General features: G+C 78.7%; 15 protein-coding genes. 4 read left to right on the top strand and 11 right to left on the bottom strand.

Annotated features, from left to right (window positions below):
* Window positions 1-42: 42 nt before the first annotated feature.
* The 7 genes from mraY to mraZ all read right to left on the bottom strand — a co-directional run bounded on the left by mraY (window position 43) and on the right by mraZ (window position 8,826).
* Window positions 43-1,122 carry a phospho-N-acetylmuramoyl-pentapeptide-transferase gene (gene mraY, locus ACI8AC_RS21905; protein WP_456899962.1) on the bottom strand — a complete coding sequence of 360 codons (1,080 nt, stop codon included), beginning with the start codon at window positions 1,120-1,122 and terminating at the stop codon, window positions 43-45.
* The gene (locus ACI8AC_RS21900) at window positions 1,119-2,558 is read right to left on the bottom strand and encodes a UDP-N-acetylmuramoyl-tripeptide--D-alanyl-D-alanine ligase (protein WP_456899961.1); all 1,440 of its coding nucleotides are present in this window, start codon (window positions 2,556-2,558) and stop codon (window positions 1,119-1,121) included. The genes mraY and ACI8AC_RS21900 overlap by 4 nt, the downstream gene beginning before the upstream one ends.
* Window positions 2,555-4,132, bottom strand: coding sequence for a UDP-N-acetylmuramoyl-L-alanyl-D-glutamate--2,6-diaminopimelate ligase (locus tag ACI8AC_RS21895; RefSeq protein ID WP_456899960.1), 1,578 nt, complete (start codon window positions 4,130-4,132; stop codon window positions 2,555-2,557). The genes ACI8AC_RS21900 and ACI8AC_RS21895 overlap by 4 nt, the downstream gene beginning before the upstream one ends.
* A 120-nt stretch (window positions 4,133-4,252) precedes the next feature.
* A complete protein-coding gene (locus ACI8AC_RS21890; protein WP_456899959.1) occupies window positions 4,253-6,076 on the bottom strand; it encodes a peptidoglycan D,D-transpeptidase FtsI family protein in 1,824 nt (607 codons plus the stop codon).
* A gap of 2 nt (window positions 6,077-6,078) precedes the next feature.
* On the bottom strand, window positions 6,079-6,945 hold the full coding sequence (locus ACI8AC_RS21885) for a hypothetical protein (RefSeq protein ID WP_456899958.1): 867 nt from the start codon (window positions 6,943-6,945) through the stop codon (window positions 6,079-6,081).
* Window positions 6,942-7,925, bottom strand: a complete 984-nt coding sequence (rsmH, locus tag ACI8AC_RS21880; RefSeq protein ID WP_456899957.1) for a 16S rRNA (cytosine(1402)-N(4))-methyltransferase RsmH — start codon at window positions 7,923-7,925, stop codon at window positions 6,942-6,944. Before rsmH ends, ACI8AC_RS21885 begins: the two co-directional genes overlap by 4 nt.
* A gap of 466 nt (window positions 7,926-8,391) precedes the next feature.
* On the bottom strand, window positions 8,392-8,826 hold the full coding sequence (gene mraZ / locus ACI8AC_RS21875) for a division/cell wall cluster transcriptional repressor MraZ (protein WP_456899956.1): 435 nt from the start codon (window positions 8,824-8,826) through the stop codon (window positions 8,392-8,394).
* A gap of 411 nt (window positions 8,827-9,237) precedes the next feature.
* Here mraZ and ACI8AC_RS21870 point away from each other — a divergent pair, with 411 nt between their 5' ends.
* From ACI8AC_RS21870 to ACI8AC_RS21860, 3 genes are read left to right on the top strand one after another with little or no spacing between them, the layout of a single operon-like run.
* Window positions 9,238-10,224, top strand: a complete 987-nt coding sequence (locus tag ACI8AC_RS21870; protein WP_456899955.1) for an AAA family ATPase — start codon at window positions 9,238-9,240, stop codon at window positions 10,222-10,224.
* Window positions 10,225-10,226: 2 nt separating this feature from the next.
* A complete protein-coding gene (locus ACI8AC_RS21865) occupies window positions 10,227-11,588 on the top strand; it encodes a DUF58 domain-containing protein (RefSeq protein WP_456899954.1) in 1,362 nt (453 codons plus the stop codon).
* A complete protein-coding gene (locus ACI8AC_RS21860) occupies window positions 11,585-13,978 on the top strand; it encodes a transglutaminaseTgpA domain-containing protein (protein WP_456899953.1) in 2,394 nt (797 codons plus the stop codon). Before ACI8AC_RS21865 ends, ACI8AC_RS21860 begins: the two co-directional genes overlap by 4 nt.
* 33 nt (window positions 13,979-14,011) lie before the next feature.
* Here the strand turns inward: ACI8AC_RS21860 and ACI8AC_RS21855 are convergent, their stop codons facing one another.
* From ACI8AC_RS21855 to ACI8AC_RS21840, 4 genes are all read right to left on the bottom strand, one after another.
* Window positions 14,012-14,407, bottom strand: a complete 396-nt coding sequence (locus ACI8AC_RS21855) for a DUF2750 domain-containing protein (RefSeq protein WP_456899952.1) — start codon at window positions 14,405-14,407, stop codon at window positions 14,012-14,014.
* A gap of 120 nt (window positions 14,408-14,527) precedes the next feature.
* The gene (locus ACI8AC_RS21850) at window positions 14,528-14,917 is read right to left on the bottom strand and encodes a DUF3040 domain-containing protein (protein WP_456899951.1); all 390 of its coding nucleotides are present in this window, start codon (window positions 14,915-14,917) and stop codon (window positions 14,528-14,530) included.
* Between the two features lie 233 nt (window positions 14,918-15,150).
* Window positions 15,151-16,344 carry a DNA polymerase IV gene (gene dinB / locus ACI8AC_RS21845; RefSeq protein WP_456899950.1) on the bottom strand — a complete coding sequence of 398 codons (1,194 nt, stop codon included), beginning with the start codon at window positions 16,342-16,344 and terminating at the stop codon, window positions 15,151-15,153.
* Between the two features lie 97 nt (window positions 16,345-16,441).
* On the bottom strand, window positions 16,442-17,149 hold the full coding sequence (locus ACI8AC_RS21840) for a permease (protein ID WP_456899949.1): 708 nt from the start codon (window positions 17,147-17,149) through the stop codon (window positions 16,442-16,444).
* A gap of 219 nt (window positions 17,150-17,368) precedes the next feature.
* Between ACI8AC_RS21840 and ACI8AC_RS21835 the strand changes: the two genes are divergently transcribed.
* On the top strand, window positions 17,369-17,659 hold the full coding sequence (locus ACI8AC_RS21835; RefSeq protein ID WP_456899948.1) for a BatC protein: 291 nt from the start codon (window positions 17,369-17,371) through the stop codon (window positions 17,657-17,659).
* Window positions 17,660-17,788 lie beyond the last annotated feature (129 nt).

The following is a 17,788-nucleotide window of genomic DNA, read 5'->3' as shown; positions in this document are numbered from 1 at the left end:
GGAGCCGGGGCAGCGACCGGGCGTGTCGCGCAGGCACCGGCCTCACAGGCCGGTGATCGCCAGCCAGTCGGCGTAGAAGAGCCCCAGGCCGAAGGCCACCGCCATGCCGGTCACCAGCCAGAACCGCACGATGACGGTGTTCTCCGCCCACCCGGCCAGCTCGAAGTGGTGGTGCAGCGGCGCCATCCGGAACACCCGTCGGCGGGTGGCCCGGAAGAAGGCGACCTGGATGACGACCGAGAGGGTGACGGCGACGAACAGCCCGCCGAGGACGACGAGCAGCAGCTCGGTGCGGGTGACGACGGCCAGCCCGGCGAGCAGCCCGCCGAGGGCCAGCGAGCCGGTGTCGCCCATGAAGATCCGCGCCGGGCTGGTGTTCCACCACAGGAAGCCCAGGCAGGCCCCCATCCCGGCGGCCGCCACCAGGGTCACGTCGAGCGGGTCGCGCACGGTGTAGCAGCCGTCGATCAGCTGGGTGGTGCAGTCGTGAGTGAACTGCCAGAAGCTGATGATCGTGTAGGCGCCGCAGACCATCGCCGAGCAGCCCGCGGCCAGCCCGTCGAGGCCGTCGGTGAGGTTCACGGCGTTGGAGAAGCCGGCGATGTAGAGGTAGGCCAGGACGACGAACCCGACGGACCCGAGCGCGAGCGGCTCGATGTCGCGGACGTAGGAGACGAACGTCGAGGCCGGGGTGGTGCCCTCCGGGTCGGGGAAGTTGATCGCCAGCACCGCGAAGGCGACACCGATGACCAGCTGGCCGACCAGCTTGGCGGTCTTGTTCAGGCCGAGGCTGCGCCGGTAGCGGATCTTGAGGTAGTCGTCGAGGAAACCGACGGTGCCCAGGCCCACCATGAGGAAGAGCACGAGCAGGCCGCTGGCGGTGACGCCGCGCCCGGGCTGGTTGATCAGGAACAGGTGGGCGATCAGGTAGCCGCCGACGGTGGCGCCGACGATCACCGTGCCGCCCATGGTGGGCGTGCCCTTCTTGGACAGGTGGCTCTCGGGGCCGTCGTCCCGGATCTCCTGGCCGAAGCCCTTGCGGCGGAACAGGTGCACCGCCACGGGTGTGGCCAGGATGGAGATCATCAGGCCGAACGCGGCCGCGACGAGGACGGATCTCACGCGCCTGCCCCGGCGTCGCCCGCCCCCGCGCCCAGCGGGTCCGCGCCCTGCCGGTCCCCGCCCAGCAGTTCCATGGCGAGCAGCTCGAGCCCGTGGGCGCGACTGGCCTTGACCAGCACCACGTCACCGGGCACCAGGACCTCCGTCAGCAGTCGACGGGCAGCGGCGCGGTCGGGCACCGCGGCCACCCTCTCCCCCTCGCGGGCACCGGCGGCAGCCGCGCCCTCGGCTATCCCTACCGCATCGGGCCCCACGGCGATGACGAGGTCGACCCCCGCGGCGACCGCGTCGCGGCCCAGCCGGGTGTGCTCCCCGGTCGCGGCCGGCCCCAGCTCGGCCATCCCGCCCAGGACCGCGACCCGCCGCCGGGCCGGCAGCCCGGCCAGCGCGGCCAGCGCGGCGCGCATCGACTCCGGGTTGGCGTTGTAGGCGTCGTTCACCACGGTCACGCCGTCCGGGCGGCGGGTGACCTCCATGCGCCAGCGGCTGCGCGGGGTGGCCGCCGACAGCGCGGCGGCCACGGCCTCCGGCGTCATGCCCGTGGCCAGGGCGCCGGCGGCCGCGGCGAGCGCGTTGGCGACCTGGTGCTCCCCCACCACCTGCAGGGCGACCGGCAGCGACCGGCCCGCGGCGGTGAGGGTGAACCGCGCCCGGCCCCCCTCGTCGAGGGTCACGCCCGAGGCGCGCACGTCGGCGTCGGGACCGCGGCCGGTGGTCACCACGCGGGCCGCGGTCCGGGCGGCCATGGCCAGCACCCGCGGGTCGTCGGCGTTGAGGACGGCCGTGCCCCCGGCCGGCAGCGCCGCCACGAGCTCCCCCTTGGCCTCGGCGATCGCGTCGGCGGACCCGAACTCGCCGAGGTGCGCCGAGCCGACGTTGAGCACGATGCCGGTGCCGGGGCGGGCCACCTCGCAGAGCCGGGCGATGTGCCCGCGACCGCGGGCGCCCATCTCCAGCACGAGCGAGCGGGTGCCCGCGTCGGCCGCGAGGACGGTGAGCGGCAGCCCGATGTCGTTGTTGTACGACCCCGGCGGGCTGACGGTCGGCCCGGCGGTGGCCAGCACCTGGCCGAGCAGGTCCTTGGTGGAGGTCTTGCCCGCCGAGCCGGTGATCGCCAGGGTCCGCAGCCCGCCGGCGGCCAGCCGGGTGTGGACGGCGTGCGCCAGCCGGCCCAGGGCGGCGACCGGGTCGTCGACGAGGACGCAGGGCAGCGCGGCGTCGGGCCGGGTGGCCAGCGCGGCCACCGCGCCCGCGGCCGCCGCGGCCGGCAGGAAGTCGTGGCCGTCGACCCGCTCCCCGGGCAGGGCGACGAACAGGTCGCCGGGTGCGACGGTGCGGCTGTCGACGGTGACCGCGCCGGTCACGGTGCCGGCCGCGCCGTCGGGCAGCCGCCCGTCGACCGCCGCGGCCACCTCGGCGAGGGTCAGGCTGATCACGGTCGGGTCTCTCCTCCGGCCCGGGCGCGCCGCTCCAGGGCCTCGCGCAGCACGGCGCGGTCGTCGAAGGGGTGGACGGTGCCGCCCACCTCCTGGCCGGTCTCGTGCCCCTTGCCGGCGACGAGCACGGCGTCGCCGGGCCGGGCCCGGGCCACGGCCGCGGCGATGGCGGCCCGGCGGTCCCCGATCTCGAGCACCTCGGCGCCGGCGGGCACGCCGGCCAGCATCGCGGCGCGGACGGCGGCGGGGTCCTCGGAGCGCGGGTTGTCGTCGGTGACCACGAGCAGGTCGCTGCCCCGGGCGGCGGCCTCCCCCATGGCCGGGCGCTTGCCGGGGTCGCGGTCGCCACCGCAGCCGAGCACGGTGATCACCCGCCCGGTGGTGGCCGACCGCAGCGCGCCCAGGGCGGTGGTGACCGCGTCGGGGGTGTGCGCGTAGTCGACGACGGCGACGAACGGCTGGCCGGCGTCCACCGGCTCCATGCGGCCGGGCACGACCGTGCCGGCCACCCCGCGCAGGGCGTCCTCCACCGCGACGCCCACGGCGTCCAGGAGCGCCACGGCCAGGACGGCGTTGGCCACGTTGAACGGGCCGGGCAGCCGCACCCGCGCCGGCCAGGTGCGCCCTCCCGGCCCGTGCAGGGTGAAGGAGGAGCCGCCGGCGGGGTCGGCGGTGACCCCGGTGGCCCGCCAGTCCGCGGCCGACCCGCGGCCGGAGACGGTGACCGCCCGGCGCCCGCCGAGCATCCCGGTCAGCCGCCGCCCGTGGGGGTCGTCGACGTCGACCACCTCGACCGCCGCCCGGCCGTCGAACAGCCGCGCCTTGGCGAGGAAGTAGTCCTCCAGGTCGGCGTGGAAGTCCAGGTGGTCGCGGCCGAGGTTGGTGAACCCGGCGGCGGCGAACGGGATGCCGCCGACCCGGCCGAGCACCAGGGCGTGGCTGCTGACCTCCATGACGACGGTCTGCACCCCCGCGCCGGCCATCGTGGCCAGCAGCCGGTGCAGCGCCGGCGCCTCGGGGGTCGTGCGGACGCTCGGCAGCGTGGTGACGGTGGGGCGGCCGTTCGCGGCCCGGCCCCGGGTGCGGGTCTCGACCGTGCCGATCAGGCCCGTGGACCGGCCGGCCGCGGCGAGCCCGGCCTCGACCAGGTAGGCGGTGGTGGTCTTGCCGTTGGTGCCGGTGATCCCGACGACCTGCAGCCGCCGGGCGGGCTCGCCGTACACCCGGGCGGCGACCGCGCCGAGGACCGCGCGCGGGTCCTCGGTGACGCAGACCGGCAGGCCGGTGGCGCAGGCCTGCTCGCGCCCGGCCGGGTCGGTGAGGACGGCGACGGCCCCGCGGGCGGCGGCGTCCGCGGCGTACCGCGCACCGTGCGTGCGGGCGCCGGGCAGCGCCGCGTAGAGGTCCCCGGCGGCGACCTCCCCGGAGGCCAGCGTGACACCGGCGGGCCGCGTGGCCGGGTCGCCCTGCACCGGGGCGCCCACGAGGTCGGCGAGGTCGGCGAGGGACGGGTGCGGCGGCGCGGGGCTGCTCCCCTCCGGACGGGGCGCCGACCCGCCAGGGGGCTGGTTCACGGGGCTCCAATCTACCGGCGGGTCGGTCGCCGTCCGCCGACCACACGCGGACGGCGGGCAGGACCGGCCGCGCCCCGAGCCGGGGGCGGGAGGGCCGGGGGCGGGAGGGCCGGGGGTCTCCTACCGGTCCGGGCCGGTGAGGACGAAGTCCGGTCGCGGCGTCCCCGAGGGGACGATGGCGTCGGCCACCAGCACCTGCCGCATGATGTCGGCGAACACGGGGGCGGCCACCTGGCCACCCTCGGCGTCGCTGGTCGGGCGCTCCAGGTCGACGGCCACCACGTACTGCGGGTCGTCGGCGGGGGCGAAGCCCACGAAGGTGGTCACGTACCCGCCGCCGTCGTAGCAGCCGCACTCGGGGTTGGCGCGCTGGGCCGTGCCGGTCTTGCCCGCGACCCGGTAGCCGTCGACCTGGGCCAGCGGTGCGGTCCCCCCGGGGCCGACCACGGCCTCGAGCATGCCGGCCATCTGCTCGGCGGTCTCCTCGCTCACCACGCGGGTGCCCTCCGGGCGCGGCGTCGGCTCGCCACCGACCGAGGCCACCACGCGCGGCTCGATGCGGACCCCGTCGTTGGCCAGGGCCTGGTAGACGGAGGCCATCTGCAGGGTGGTGACCGAGACCCCCTGGCCGATGGGCACGTTGGCCGCCCGGCTCTCGGTCCACCGGTCGGAGGCCTCGAGGATGCCTCCGCTCTCGCCGGGCAGCTCCACGCCGGTGCGGCTGCCGAGGCCGAAGGCGCGCAGGTAGCGCTCGAGGGTGGCGTCGCCGACCTCCCGGGCGAGCATGATCGTGCCGACGTTGCTGGACTTGGCGAGGATGCCGGTGACCGTCCAGTCGATGGGCTCGTGGTCGTGGGCGTCGGTGACCACGACGTCACCGGCCTGGATGTGCCCGTCGACGGTCAGCACGGTGTCCGGCTCGGCCGCGCCCTCCTCCAGGGCGGCGGCCAGGGTCACGGCCTTCATGACCGACCCGGGCTCGAACACGTCGGAGACCACGGGGTTGCCCAGCAGCGCCGGGTCGGTCCGGGACACCGCGCCGGGGTCGTAGCCGGGGCAGGAGCCCATCGCGACGACCTCGCCGGTGTGCACGTCGAGGACGACGGCCGACGCCCGGGTGGTCGCGCCGTCGTCGCACGCCCGGGCGAGCCGCTGCTCGGTGGCGTACTGGACGTCCTCGTCGAGGGTGAGCCGCACGTCGTCGCCGTCGACGGCGGGCGTGGACTCGTCGATGCCCGAGGGGATCGGGTTGCCGCCGCTGCCGACCTCGACCCGCCGCTGCCCCGGGGTGCCGGCCAGCTGCTCGTCGAGGGTCCGCTCCACGCCCGCCAGGCCGGCGCCCTCCCGCCCGACGAACCCGACGACCTGGCCGGCGGTGCTGCCGGCCGGGTACAGCCGCACGGGGTCGTCCTCGAAGGAGACGCCGGCCAGCCCCAGCTCGACGACGGCGTCCACGGTCTCCGGCGGGACCTGCGCGGCGAGCACGACGTACCGGCTGTCGCGGGACAGCCGCTCGGTGAGCTCGGCGACGGGGACGTCGAGCAGCGTGGTCAGCGCGAGGGCGGTGCGGGCGGGGTCGCCGACGACGGTCGGGTCGGCCACCACGCGCGAGGCCGCCACCGTGTAGGCCAGCGGGTTGCCGTCGCGGTCGGTGATCTGCCCGCGCAGCGCGGCGATCGGGTAGGAGCTGAGCCGGTCGGCCTCCGCGGCGTTGGCGTAGGCCCGGCCGTCCACGCCCTGCAGCAGCACCAGCTTGCCGGTGACCAGCAGCAGGGGGACGAGGAGGAGGACCAGCCCCGGGGTGGTCCGGCGGGTGCCCGGGCGCAGCGGGCGGCGGACGCGGCGGCTGCCCGGCGGGCGGCGCGGCGCGAAGGCCCCGGGACGCCCGGCGCCGCGCTCGCCGCCGCGGCGCCCGGGAGCGGGGTGGCGGACGGTGCTCGCCACCCTCAGCCCCCCGCCACGGCCGGCGTGCCCGGCGGCTGCGCCGCGGGCTCGGGCTCGGGAGCCGGCTCCGGCCGGCCGCGCAGGACCACCGAGCCGTCGGGGCCGAGGACCAGGTACGCCGCCGTCCCGGCCGGGACCAGCCCCGCGTCGCCCGCCGCGTCGGCCAGCCGGTCGGGGGTGCCGCCCGCGACGACCTGCTGCTCGAGCCGCTGGACCTCCTGGGCGCGCTCGGCGTTGGCGCTCTCCAGCTCGGTGGCCCGCAGCGAGTTCACGGCGATCGAGGTGTTGAGCACCAGCAGGCCGACGGTGGTCGCGGCGAGCAGGGCGACCACGAGCAGGGCGAACGGGGCGCGCCGGACGGCGAGGCCGTGCCGGCCGCGGGCGGCCGGTGCGGCCGGTGCCGGGGAGGCGGCCCGGGCGGGCCGGCTGCCGGCGCGGGCGGTCCGGGTGCGGAGGGCGCCGGTGCGCATCGGCACGCTGCGGGCCCGGCCGCGGACGGGGCCGGCCGGGGGTACCGCGCCGCCGGCAGCCCGTGCCCCGGTCGCCGACCGGGGCGCGGGGGTCCGGGAGGGCCGGTCGGCGCGGGACGGGGCGGGCGAGCGGTCCGGGCGGGCGGCGGTGCGCCCGGCCGCGGCGCCGGGGTCCGTGCGCGGCGCCGGGGTCCGCGGCCCCTCGGCCCGCGGCGCTGCGTCGGCGGTGGCGGCGCCGGCAGGGCGGGTGGTGCGGGTGCGGGCGGCGCCGGCGGCCGGTGCGCCGGTCGCGGCGTCCGCCGTCCCGGGGTGGGGCACCGGGCGGGGCCGGCGGGCGGCCGGCGGGGTCCGCGGGGGGGGCTCCTCGGGCACCCCCGCGGTGCGGGCGGCGGCGCTCACGCGGCCACCTCGCGGCGGATCCGCTCCGCGGCCCGGACCCGGGCCGAGGCGGCGCGGGGGTTGGCCGCGACCTCGGCCTCCGACGGCGCCTCGCCGCCCCGGGTGAGCAGCCGCAGCGTCGGCCCGTGCCCGGGCAGCGGCACCGGCAGGCCCGGCGGGGTGCGGTCCGCGGCGCCCGCGGCGAGGACCCGCTTGACCATGCGGTCCTCGAGGGAGTGGAAGGTGATGACCGCCAGCCGGCCGCCCACCGCGAGCGCGGCCAGCGCCGCCGGCAGCGCCCGCTCCAGGACGCCGAGCTCGTCGTTCACCTCGATGCGCAGGGCCTGGAAGGTCCGCTTGGCCGGGTGGCCACCGGTGCGGCGGGTGGCGGCGGGGATCGACGTCCGCACCAGCTCGGCCAGCCGGCCGGTGCGGGTGATCGGCTCCCGGGCGCGCTCCCGCTCGATCGCGGCCGCGATGCGGGTGGCGAAGCGCTCCTCGCCGTGGACGCGCAGCACGCGGGCCAGCTCCGCGGCCGGGTAGGTGTTCACCACGTCGGCGGCCGTCCGCGGTGCCGCGGGGTCCATCCGCATGTCGAGGGGCGCGTCGACGGCGTAGCTGAACCCGCGGTCGGGCCGGTCGAGCTGCAGGGAGGAGACGCCGAGGTCGAACAGCACCGCGGAGACCTCCGGCAGCCCCAGCCGGTCGAGGACGTCGGGCAGCTCGTCGAAGACCGCGGGGACCAGGGTGGCGCGCTCGGTGCAGCCGGCGGCGGCGATGCGCCGGGCGGCCTCGGCGCGGGCGTCGGGGTCGCGGTCCAGGCCGACCAGGCGCAGGCGGGGGTGGGCGCGCAGCAGCGCGAGCGCGTGCCCGGCCAGGCCGAGGGTGGCGTCGACGAGGACGGCGCCGTCCCCGGCGCAGGCGGGGCCGAGCAGCTCGGCGACCCGCTCGAGGAGGACGGGCACGTGCACCGCGGGCCGCACGGGCTCGGTGCTGCTCATCGTCGGTGCGCTCCTCGGGCGGGTCGGTGCCGGCCGCGCCGGCCGGCGTGGGCGGCGGGTCGGACGGGCCCGTCCATGGTGGGGCCGGACGGGGGTCGGCGGGTGGAGGCAGGAGGCGTTTCGCACGAGCCGGGAGCGCCGGCGCGCGGTGCGGACGGGACGGGTGGGCAGCGGTGGGGCCGGTGGGGTGCGGTGGGGCGGGTGGGGCGCGGTGGGGCACCGGGAGCGGGTGGGTGGGAGGCCGGCGCCCCGCGGGGCCCGCCTGGCGCCGGGGAAGTGCGTCAGGTGGGCCCCGCGGGGACCGGGACGTCCGTGCCGCGGGGCCGGCTCCTGCCGGCGGCCGCCCGCGGGGGCGGCCGGCGCCCGGGGTGCACCGAGTCGCGGGGAAGGCGGCTCGGGGTCACCCACCCGGTCGAGCCGCGGGGAAGTCGGCTCGGTCGGGGGCCCGGGCGGGGCACGGGGACGGTCAGGAGAGGGTGGGCATCCCCTCGCTCTCCATGTCGGCGAAGGCGGCCTCCTGCTCGGCGACGTAGGCCTCCCAGGTGCCGCTGTCCCAGATCTCGAAGCGGGTGTCGACGCCGACGACGACCACGTCGCGGTCGAGGCCGGCGTACTCGCGCAGGTTCGCGGGGATCGTGATGCGACCGGTCTTGTCCGGCTCCACCTCGACCATCGAGCCGAAGCTCATGCGCGCGCGCATGCGGGCGGCGGCGGTGTCGGCCGGGGCCATGGAGGCGACCGCGGCGCTCTGCTCGGCGACGCGGGCCATGGTCAGGCCGTAGATGCAGCGCTCCTGCCCCTTCTTGATCACCATGCCGCCGGCCACCTGCTCGCGGAAGCGCACGGGGAGGGCGAGCCGGCCCTTCTCGTCGAGGCGGAGCGGGTAGCTGCCGACGAACACCGGATCACCTCCCGCACTGGACCTCCCATGGCTCTCCGGGGACCCCGGAGCGGGCCCTGCTCCCCCACCGCGCCACACCCTAACCCACTGAGCCCCACCAGACACCACTCGACACCATGTCGTGACCGGCCTTCCCCACCGGTCACCGCGCAGGTCAGCGCGCAGTTCGGCGCCTCGCCGGCCGCGGGTGGGGCGCGGTGGGGCCGGGGTGGGACGGCGGCCCGTCCCGGGCCCCCCTCCCGCGCCCGCGAGCCCGCCCGGGGGCCCGCCGGTGGGACCGCGACCGCGGCCGCCGGGGCGCAGGTCGCGCGAACGGCCCGGGGAACCGGTCGGCGACGTACCGTGAACCGGAGCGCGGGCCCGCCGGGGCCGGGGGCCGGACGCGCCGGCGGTCGCCGACGAGGAGGAGATGTGACGGAGCTGGCCCGGACTCCGGGGGGGACGGCCGGCGCGCCGCTCGACGTCGAGACCGAGGGGCGGCGCATCGCGGCGAGCATGTCCCGCGTCGTCCACGGCAAGCCGGAGGTCGTGCACCTGGCCCTGGTGGTGCTCCTGGCCGAGGGGCACCTGCTCCTGGAGGACGTGCCCGGCGTCGGCAAGACCACCCTGGCCAAGTCGCTGGCCGCCTCGATCGACGCGACGGTGCACCGCATCCAGTTCACGCCCGACCTGCTGCCGAGCGACGTCACCGGCGTCTCGGTGTACGACCAGGAGAGCCGGGAGTTCGAGTTCAAGCCCGGCGCGGTGTTCGCCAACATCGTGGTCGCCGACGAGATCAACCGCGCCTCGCCCAAGACGCAGTCGGCGCTGCTCGAGTGCATGGAGGAGCGCCAGGTCACCGTGGACGGCGTCAGCTACGAGCTGGCCCGCCCGTTCCTGGTGATGGCCACCCAGAACCCGATCGAGATGGAGGGCACCTACCCCCTCCCGGAGGCGCAGCGCGACCGCTTCACCGCGCGGGTCTCCATGGGCTACCCCGACCGCGAGGCCGAGCTGGCCATGCTCGACGACCTCACCACCACCGGTGACCCGCTGGCCGCGCTGACGCCGGTCGCCGACGCCGCGACCGTGCGGGAGCTCGTCGCGGGGGTGGGGCGGGTGCACGTCTCCGAGGCCGTCCGCCGGTACGTCGTGGCGCTCGTGGAGGCGACCCGCCGGGCACCCGAGCTGCGGCTCGGCGCCTCGCCGCGGGCCGGGCTGCAGCTGCTGCGGACCGCCCGGGCGTCGGCCGCGCTGTCCGGCCGCGACCACGTGCTGCCCGACGACGTGCAGGCCATGGCCGTCCCGGTGCTGGCCCACCGCCTGCTGCTCGCCCCCGACGCGGCCGCCGGGCGCCGTACCGCCGAGCAGGTGGTCACCGACCTGCTCGCGCACGTCCCGGTCCTGCGCGGGCGCTGACCGTGCGCGGACCGGTCGCCACGGCGCTGGCCTCCCTCACCCTCCGGGGTCGCTGCCTGGTCACCGGCGGGGCCACCCTCCTGGCCCTGGGCGTGCTGCTCGGCGAGACGGCGCTGGTGCAGGTCGCCGTCTTCGTCCTCGCCCTGCCGCTGGTGTCGGCGGCGGCGGTCGCCCGGCACCGCTTCCGCGCCACCTCGCGGCGCACGGTCACCCCGGCCCGGTTGCCGCGCGGCTCGGACGCCGGCGTCCGGCTCGAGGTCGGCAACGCCGGCCGGGGCCGCGGGGGGCTCTGGCTGCTCGCCGAGACCGTCCCCGCCGACCTCGGACCCTCGCCCCAGTTCACCGTCGAGGGGCTGCCCGGTGGCGGGTCGGCGGTGCTGCACTACCGGGTGCACGGCGGCCGCCGGGGTCGCTACCGGCTCGGGCCGCTGCGGCTGCGGCTGGTGGACCCCTTCGGCCTGGTCCTGCGCACCGTCTCCGGCACCGACACCGCGCCGCTGACCGTCGTCCCCCGGGTGCTGCCCCTGGGCCCGGCCGGGCCCGCGGGCAGCTCCGGCCGGGGCGGCGAGGGGACCCGGCGGGCCATCGCGGTGCACGGGGAGGACGACGTCAGCACGCGCGCGTACCGCCAGGGCGACGACCTGCGCAAGGTCCACTGGCGGGCGACCGCCCGGACCGGGGAGCTCATGGTCCGGCTGGAGGAGCGGCCGTGGCGGGCCCAGGCCACGCTGCTGCTCGACACCCGCACGCGGGCCCACCTCCTGGCCCGCGGGCACGCCGCGCCGGCGCCCCCGCCGGTCCCGGGTGACCCCGCCCCGCCGCAGGACAGCCTCGAGTGGCTGGTGGAGGCCGCCGCCGGCATCGGCGCGGCACTGCTCCGCCGCGGCTCGACCCTGCGGGTGGTGACCGACGCCGGCGAGCTGTCCCGCGAACCGGGGCGCCCGGGCCTGGGCGAGGAGGAGCTGCTCGACCGGCTCGCCGGCCTCGGCCCCTCCCGGCTGTCGGGGCTCGGCCCGGGGGTGGAGCTGCTGGGCCGTGCGGCCGGCGACGGCCCCGTGGTGGCGCTGCTGGGGGCGGTCGGCCCGGACGAGGCCGCGGAGCTGGCGCGGGTCCGCGCCGGCCCCGGCACCGACGCCGCCGTCCTCACCGACCTGGGGAGCTGGGCCGCGGCCGCCGGCCGGGGCCGCCGCGGCGGCGGGGGCGCCGCGCGCGACGAGCTGTCCCGCCAGGTGGCGGCGGCGGCCGACCTGCTCCGGGGCGCGGGGTGGCGGGTCGCCGTCGCCGGGGCGGGCGTGCCCCTGGCCGCCGTCTGGGCGCAGCTCGGACCGGCCGCCGCACCGGTGCCCCAGGGGGTGCCGGGGTGAGCGGCCACCGCGCGCCGGCCGGCCGCGCCGCCCTGGACGAGGCCGGGACCACGGTGGCCGCCGCCGTCGCCACCGTCCTCGGCACGCTGGCCCTCCTGCCCGTCTTCACCGACCGGTCCTGGCTGCCGCCGGCCCTGGCCGGGGTCGTGGTGGTGGCCGCCGGGGGGCTGCTGCTGCGGCTGGCCGGGGCCGCCCTGCGCGACGCCCTCCCCCGGTGGTCGGCGTCCCCGCTGGGGACCGCCCTCGGGGTCCCGCTGGTGCCGCTCCTGCAGCTGGGGCTGCTGCTCTGCGTGCTGACCGCCCTGTACGCGCCCGGCGAGGCCACGGGCGGGGTGCTGCCCACCGGGGACAGCCTCGCCGCCCTGGGGCGGGTGCTGACCGACGGATCGGCCGAGATGCGCGAGCAGTCCACACCGGCGCTGCCGCTGACCGGCCTGCTGGCGCTCACCGTGCTGCTCGTCGGGGTGGTCGCCGTCGTCGTCGACCTGGTGGCCGTCGGCGGCCGGCAGCCGGCCCTGGCCGGGCTCGGGCTGCTCGTGCTGGTCTGCGTGCCGGTCAGCACGGTCACCGGCGGCGTCGGCGTGCTCCCCGTGGCCGCTCCCTCGGCGGGTCTGGCCCTGCTGCTGTGGGCCGACCAGCGGCGCCGGCTGGGCGCCGCCCCGCGCGAGGGACGCCGGCCGCGGCGGGCGGCCGGTGCGGTCCCGGCGCTGCGCACCGGCGCGGTCGCCGTGGCGCTCGGGGTCGTGCTGGGCGCGCTGGTCCCGACGCTGACCGAGGGGGCCTTCGCCCGGAGCCTGGGCCCCGGCGGTGGCGGGGGGTCGACGGGCACCTCCCTCGACCCCGCCGCGGCGCTGCAGGGTCAGCTCACCCTCGACGAGCCGATCGAGCTGCTGCGCCTGGAGACCGACGTCGAGGACCCCGGCTACCTGAGGGTCGTGGCCCTCGACGTCTACACCGCCGAGGACGGGTGGACGGTGGGCAACCTCGACGGCGAGCAGGCGGTGGAGGGGGACGCCGCGCTGGCGCCCCTGCCCGGCCGGCGGCCCGGCCGGCAGGTGGAGGCGCTGATCACCGCGCTGGGGCACCAGGACCGGTTCCTGCCGGTGCTGTTCTCCCCCCTGGCGGTGGGCGTGGCCGGCGGGGAGCGCTGGCGTTTCGACCCGAGCACCGCGACGGTGTTCGGCCGGGACGCCTCCACGGCGGGGCAGACGTGGTCGGTCGTGGCCGTCGAGCCACGGCCGGGCCTGGTGGAGCTGTCCGAGGCCGGGGAGCTGGCCCCCGCCCTGCCGCTGGTGCAGCGCTACACCGCCCTGCCCCCGCTGGACCCGTCGGTCACCGACCTCGTGGCCGCGGTCACCGCCGGGGCGACGACCCCGTACGAGCGGGCGCAGGCCCTGTACGCGTACTTCACCGACCCCGCCAACGGGTTCAGCTACTCCCTCGCCACCCCGGCGGGCACCAGCGGGGACGACCTGGTCGACTTCCTCGCCGGCCGGCGGGGCTACTGCGAGCAGTACGCCGGCGCCATGGCCGTGCTGGCCCGCGCCGCGGGGCTGCCGGCCCGGGTGGTGCTGGGCTACACCCCCGGGACCGAGCGCCCCGACGGCAGCCGGCTGGTCACCAGCGACGACGCGCACGCCTGGGTGGAGGTCTACTTCGACGACCTGGGCTGGATCCCGTTCGACCCCACGCCGATCGACGCCACCCGCGCCGTCGAGCTGCCGTGGGCCCCGCGCCCCCAGGAGGAGGAGGCGGCCGAGCGCACCGACGCGCCGGCCGCGCCCCTCCCGGGGCCCGTCGCCCCCGCCCCGCAGGTCGACCCGCTCGCCGAGCCGGACCTGACCGCCCCGCCGTCGGCGGAGACCGGCACGCCGGTCGGGCCGGTGCTGCTGGCCGGGGGCGCGGTGCTCGGGGTCGCCGCGCTCGGGGGGACGCCGGCGGGGCTGCGGGCGCTCCAGCGCCGCCGCCGCGTCGCCTCCGGCGAGCCGGGGGCGCTGTGGGACGAGCTCACCGCGACCGCGCGGGACCTGGACCTGCCCTCGGACCCCGCCTGGACCCCGCGGCAGACCGGGGAGCACCTGGTCGGCGCGCTCGGGTCCCCCGCCGGCGGGGTGCACCGGGCCGGGCCGCGGACCGCGTCGGCCGCCGAGGCGGTCCGCCGGCTGGCCCGGGCCGAGGAGGCGGCGTCCTACGCGGCGCCGGGCTCGGCACCCGGCGGCGACGAGCTGCGGGAGGCCCTGGCCGGCGCCCGGCACGGGCTCCTGGCGGCCGCGCCGCGGGGCGCTCGGCTGCGGGCGCTGCTGTGGCCGCCGTCCCTGCTGGCCGACGTGCGCGACGGGCTGCCCGCCGGGCTGCCCCGGCCGGCGCGGCGGCGGGCCACCGCCGGCTGAGATCGGCCGCGGGTGGCCGGTCGCGCGGGCTGCTCAGCCGCGCCCGTCCACCTGGGTCCGGAGCAGCCGCTCGGTCAGCTCGTCGAGGGCGACGGTGCCGGCGGCCCGGCCGTCCGCCGGCTGCAGGACCGCCGCGGCGACGCCGGCGGCCACCCAGTCGGGGACCTCGGCCAGCAGCTCGTCGACGGCGAGGAAGACCGGCCGCTCCCCCGGCTCGGCGTCGGCCCGGCACTCGGCCTCGGCGTCGTCCGCGCTGGTCCACAGCGGCACGAGGTCGGTGCCGTCGTCCCGGGTCCAGGGGACGACGCCGTCGGCGTCGCCCCACGCCCACAGGCCGCCGTCGGCGCCGAGCCGGTCCCAGACGGCGGCGGTGCCGGCGTCGGCCGGGGTGTCGGCGGGGGCGGCCCGGTCCTCCGGCTGCTGCGGCACGGTGTCCTCCTGACGGGCCCGGGAACGACGACAGCCGCCGGCCCGGAGCGGGACGGCGGCTGTCGGGGCGGCCTCGGTGGGGGCTGGACCCGGGGCTCGGGCGCGAGGCCCGGGCCCGGGCTACTGGTCGTAGCGGCGGCGGAAGCGCTCCTCGAGCCGGTTCTTCATGGGCTGGCGGCGGGCCTTGCCACCGCGGCCGCGCCCGGCCGGCGCGCCTCCGGGGCCGGCCTCGACCGCGCCTGTCGCCGTGCGGTAGTTGAGGACGGCGAGCGCGGCGCCGCCGAACATCACCAGGAAGCCCAGCACGCCGAGGGGCACGGAGGGGATGACCGCGCCGCCCACGAGGAGGGCCAGGCCCCCGACGACGAGCAGGGCACCGAGCTGGAACCTGCGCCGGGCCTTGAGGCGGCGGTCGCCGCTGCGGACCGACGAGGCGAACTTGGGGTCGTCATCGACGAGGGCGCGCTCGATCTGCTCCAGCAGGCGCTGTTCGTGCTCGGAGAGCGGCACGTCGACCTCCACTTGGGCCTGAGCCAGTACCCGTCGGAGTGTTCGCCGACGGTGACTTCGAGGATACGAGCCCTTCGCAGGGCGCGAAAGGCGAGCCGGCGCCGACCCGCCGGGGATCACGAGGCGATCACCCTCGCGGGTGGCCCGCGACTCCGGGGAGGACGACGAACGGGCCCGGCACGGGGTTCCCGGGCGCGGTCCCGGGCGCGGTCCCGGGCGCGTGGCGCCGCCGCTCACCGGGGGGCTCCCCGCTGCAGCAGGGTCGCCGGGCGCACCGCCCCCGCCCCGAACCGGCGGGCGGCCCGGTCGGCGGCCAGCTCGGCGTCCCGCCGGCCGTGCTCCCGGGCGCCGAGCTCGAGCTGCCGGGGCGCGGAACCGGCCTCGACCAGCCGTTCGGCGCGGACGCCGACCAGCCGGATCCGCGCCCGGTCCAGGCCGAGGGCGTCGAAGAGCGCGCGGGCGGTCTCGTAGAGCTCCTGCCCGACGTCGGTGGGGACGCCGAGGGTGCGGCTGCGGGTGATCGTGGTGAAGTCGGCGAAGCGGACCTTGAGGGTCACCGTGCGCGCCAGCCAGCCGCCCGAGCGCAGCCGGCCCGCCGTCCGCTCGGCCAGCCGCAGCAGCTCCCGGTGGACCACCACCGGGTCGTCGACGTCGGTGCCGAAGGTCTCCTCGTGACCGGTGGACCGCTCGGGCTCGTCGGGGACCACCCGCCGCGGGTCCCGGCCCCAGGCCAGCTCGTGCAGGTGGGCGCCGGCCGCCGGGCCCACCGCCCGCTGGAGGGTGCGCACCGGGACGTGCGCGAGGTCACCGACCGTGCGCAGCCCCAGCCGCAGGAGCACCTCCTCGGTCTTGGCCCCCACGCCCCACAGGGCACCGACCGGCAGGGGGTGCAGGAAGGCCATGACCTCGGGCGGGCGGACGACGCGCAGGCCGTCGGGCTTGGCGGAGGTCGAGGCCAGCTTGGCGACGAACTTGGTCGGCGCCACCCCGACCGAGCAGGTGATGCCCTGCTCGTCGTACACCCGGCCGCGCAGGTACTCGCCGACCTCGGCGGCGTCCCCGAGCCGGCGCCCGGCGCCCGCGACGTCGAGGAAGGCCTCGTCCATGCTCACCGGCTCCACCAGCGGGGTGACCGAGCGGAACAGGGCCATGACCGCGCGGGAGACGTCGGCGTAGAGCGCCATGTCCCCCGGCAGGACGGTGGCCGTCGGGCACAGCCGCAGGGCGCGGGAGGTCGGCATCGCGGCGTGCACGCCGTGGCGGCGGGCCTCGTAGGTGGCCGAGGTGACCACCCCGCGGGTGCCCGCCCCGCCGACGATGACCGGCGTCCCGGCCAGCTCGGGGTGGCGGCGCACCTCGACGCTGGCGAAGAACGCGTCCATGTCGACGTGCAGCACCGTGCACCCCGCCGCCCGTCCCCGTGCCACCCCGACCTCCCGCCGCGCCCCTGCAGGTCGAACGTGTGTTCGACCTGCAGGGACGATAGCGGGCGCCGGGCGGGAGCGGCCTCCCGACGGGCGGGTGTCACCGGTCCGTGACCACGCCCACCCGGTCGGCCTCGCGCTCCCGCTTCCCGGGCCACATCTTGGCGCCGAGCACCCCGCCCAGCGCCGCGGCCGCGACGGACAGCCCCAGCCCCAGGCTCGCCCAGGCGGCGCTGGAGGAGGCGATGTCGGAGACCTGGCCGGCGGCGACGTCCGGCAGGTCGGACTGCTGGATGTTCGCCACGTCGGAGACCACGCCGGCCACCGACCCGAGCAGGGCGCCCCCGCCGAACAGCGTGAGCAGCACCAGCGTCACCACGCTCAGCGCCCACACGAGGATCCCGTGCAGCAGCCCCTCGGCCATGCCGCGCCACAGCGCGGTGGCCCCGGCGGTCAGCCCGCCGAGGAAGAGGGCGATCAGCCCGTTGATGCCGCTGAACCAGTCGGCGTTGTTACCGCCCGCCCCGGGTCCGACGTCCCACCACCCCAGCGCCAGCGTGGCCACCTGGAGCAGCAGGAACGTGGGCACCGCGACGATCAGCCCGGCCCACACCGGGCCCCATCGGACGCGGTCCCGCCGCGGCGGGGCCACCGCCACCTGCACCGGCCCGCCGTGCTCGGCGGGTACCGCGTGCTCGACCGGCACCTCGTGCGCGGCCCGCGTCGCTCCTTCCCCGGTGTCCACCGGGGTGGTCTGCGCGACGTTCTCCCGGAACTCCGCGCCGGTGCGCGTACGACCCTCGGTCATGTCTTCCCCTTGCCTCGATCGTCGGTCCAGACCCTCCTGGGGTTCCCCCGGGACCGGCCCCGTCACGGGCCACGGCAGGACCGCAACCGGATCGTCACGTGGCGCCCCGCGCGCACGGCGTCCCCGCTGGTCGCCCGGGGTGTGTGAGAGCACGATGGGGGAGGTACTGCAGCGACCGGAGGGCCACCACCCGGTGGTCCACGACCTGATGGGAGCAGCATGGCGCTCGACGACGACGACATGACCACCGCGGGCCACGGCCCGGCCGACGGCGGTGCCGCGGGTGAGGGTGCCGACGGCGGCGCCGACGGTGGCGCGGACGGCGGCGCGGGCCACGGCCCGGCCGACGGTGGTGCGGTCGGCGGCGGCGCCGACGGTGGCGCGGACGGTGGCGCGGACGGGGGTGCGGACGGCGGCGCGGACGGTTCGGCCGGGCACGGCCCCGCGGACGGGGGTGCCGACGGTGGCGCCGACGGCGGCGCCGACGGCGGTGCGGACGGTTCGGCCTGACCGCTGACCCCACCACGCAGGGGGGGGGGGGGGGGGGGGGGGGGGGGGGGGGGGGGGGGGGGGGGGGGGGGGGGGGGGGGGGGGGGGGGGGGGGGGGGGGGGGGGGGGGGGGGCGGGTGGGGGGCGGGG

It is taken from the genome of Geodermatophilus sp. SYSU D00758, from assembly GCF_054049955.1.
This window is presented reverse-complemented; position numbering and strand designations above follow the sequence as displayed.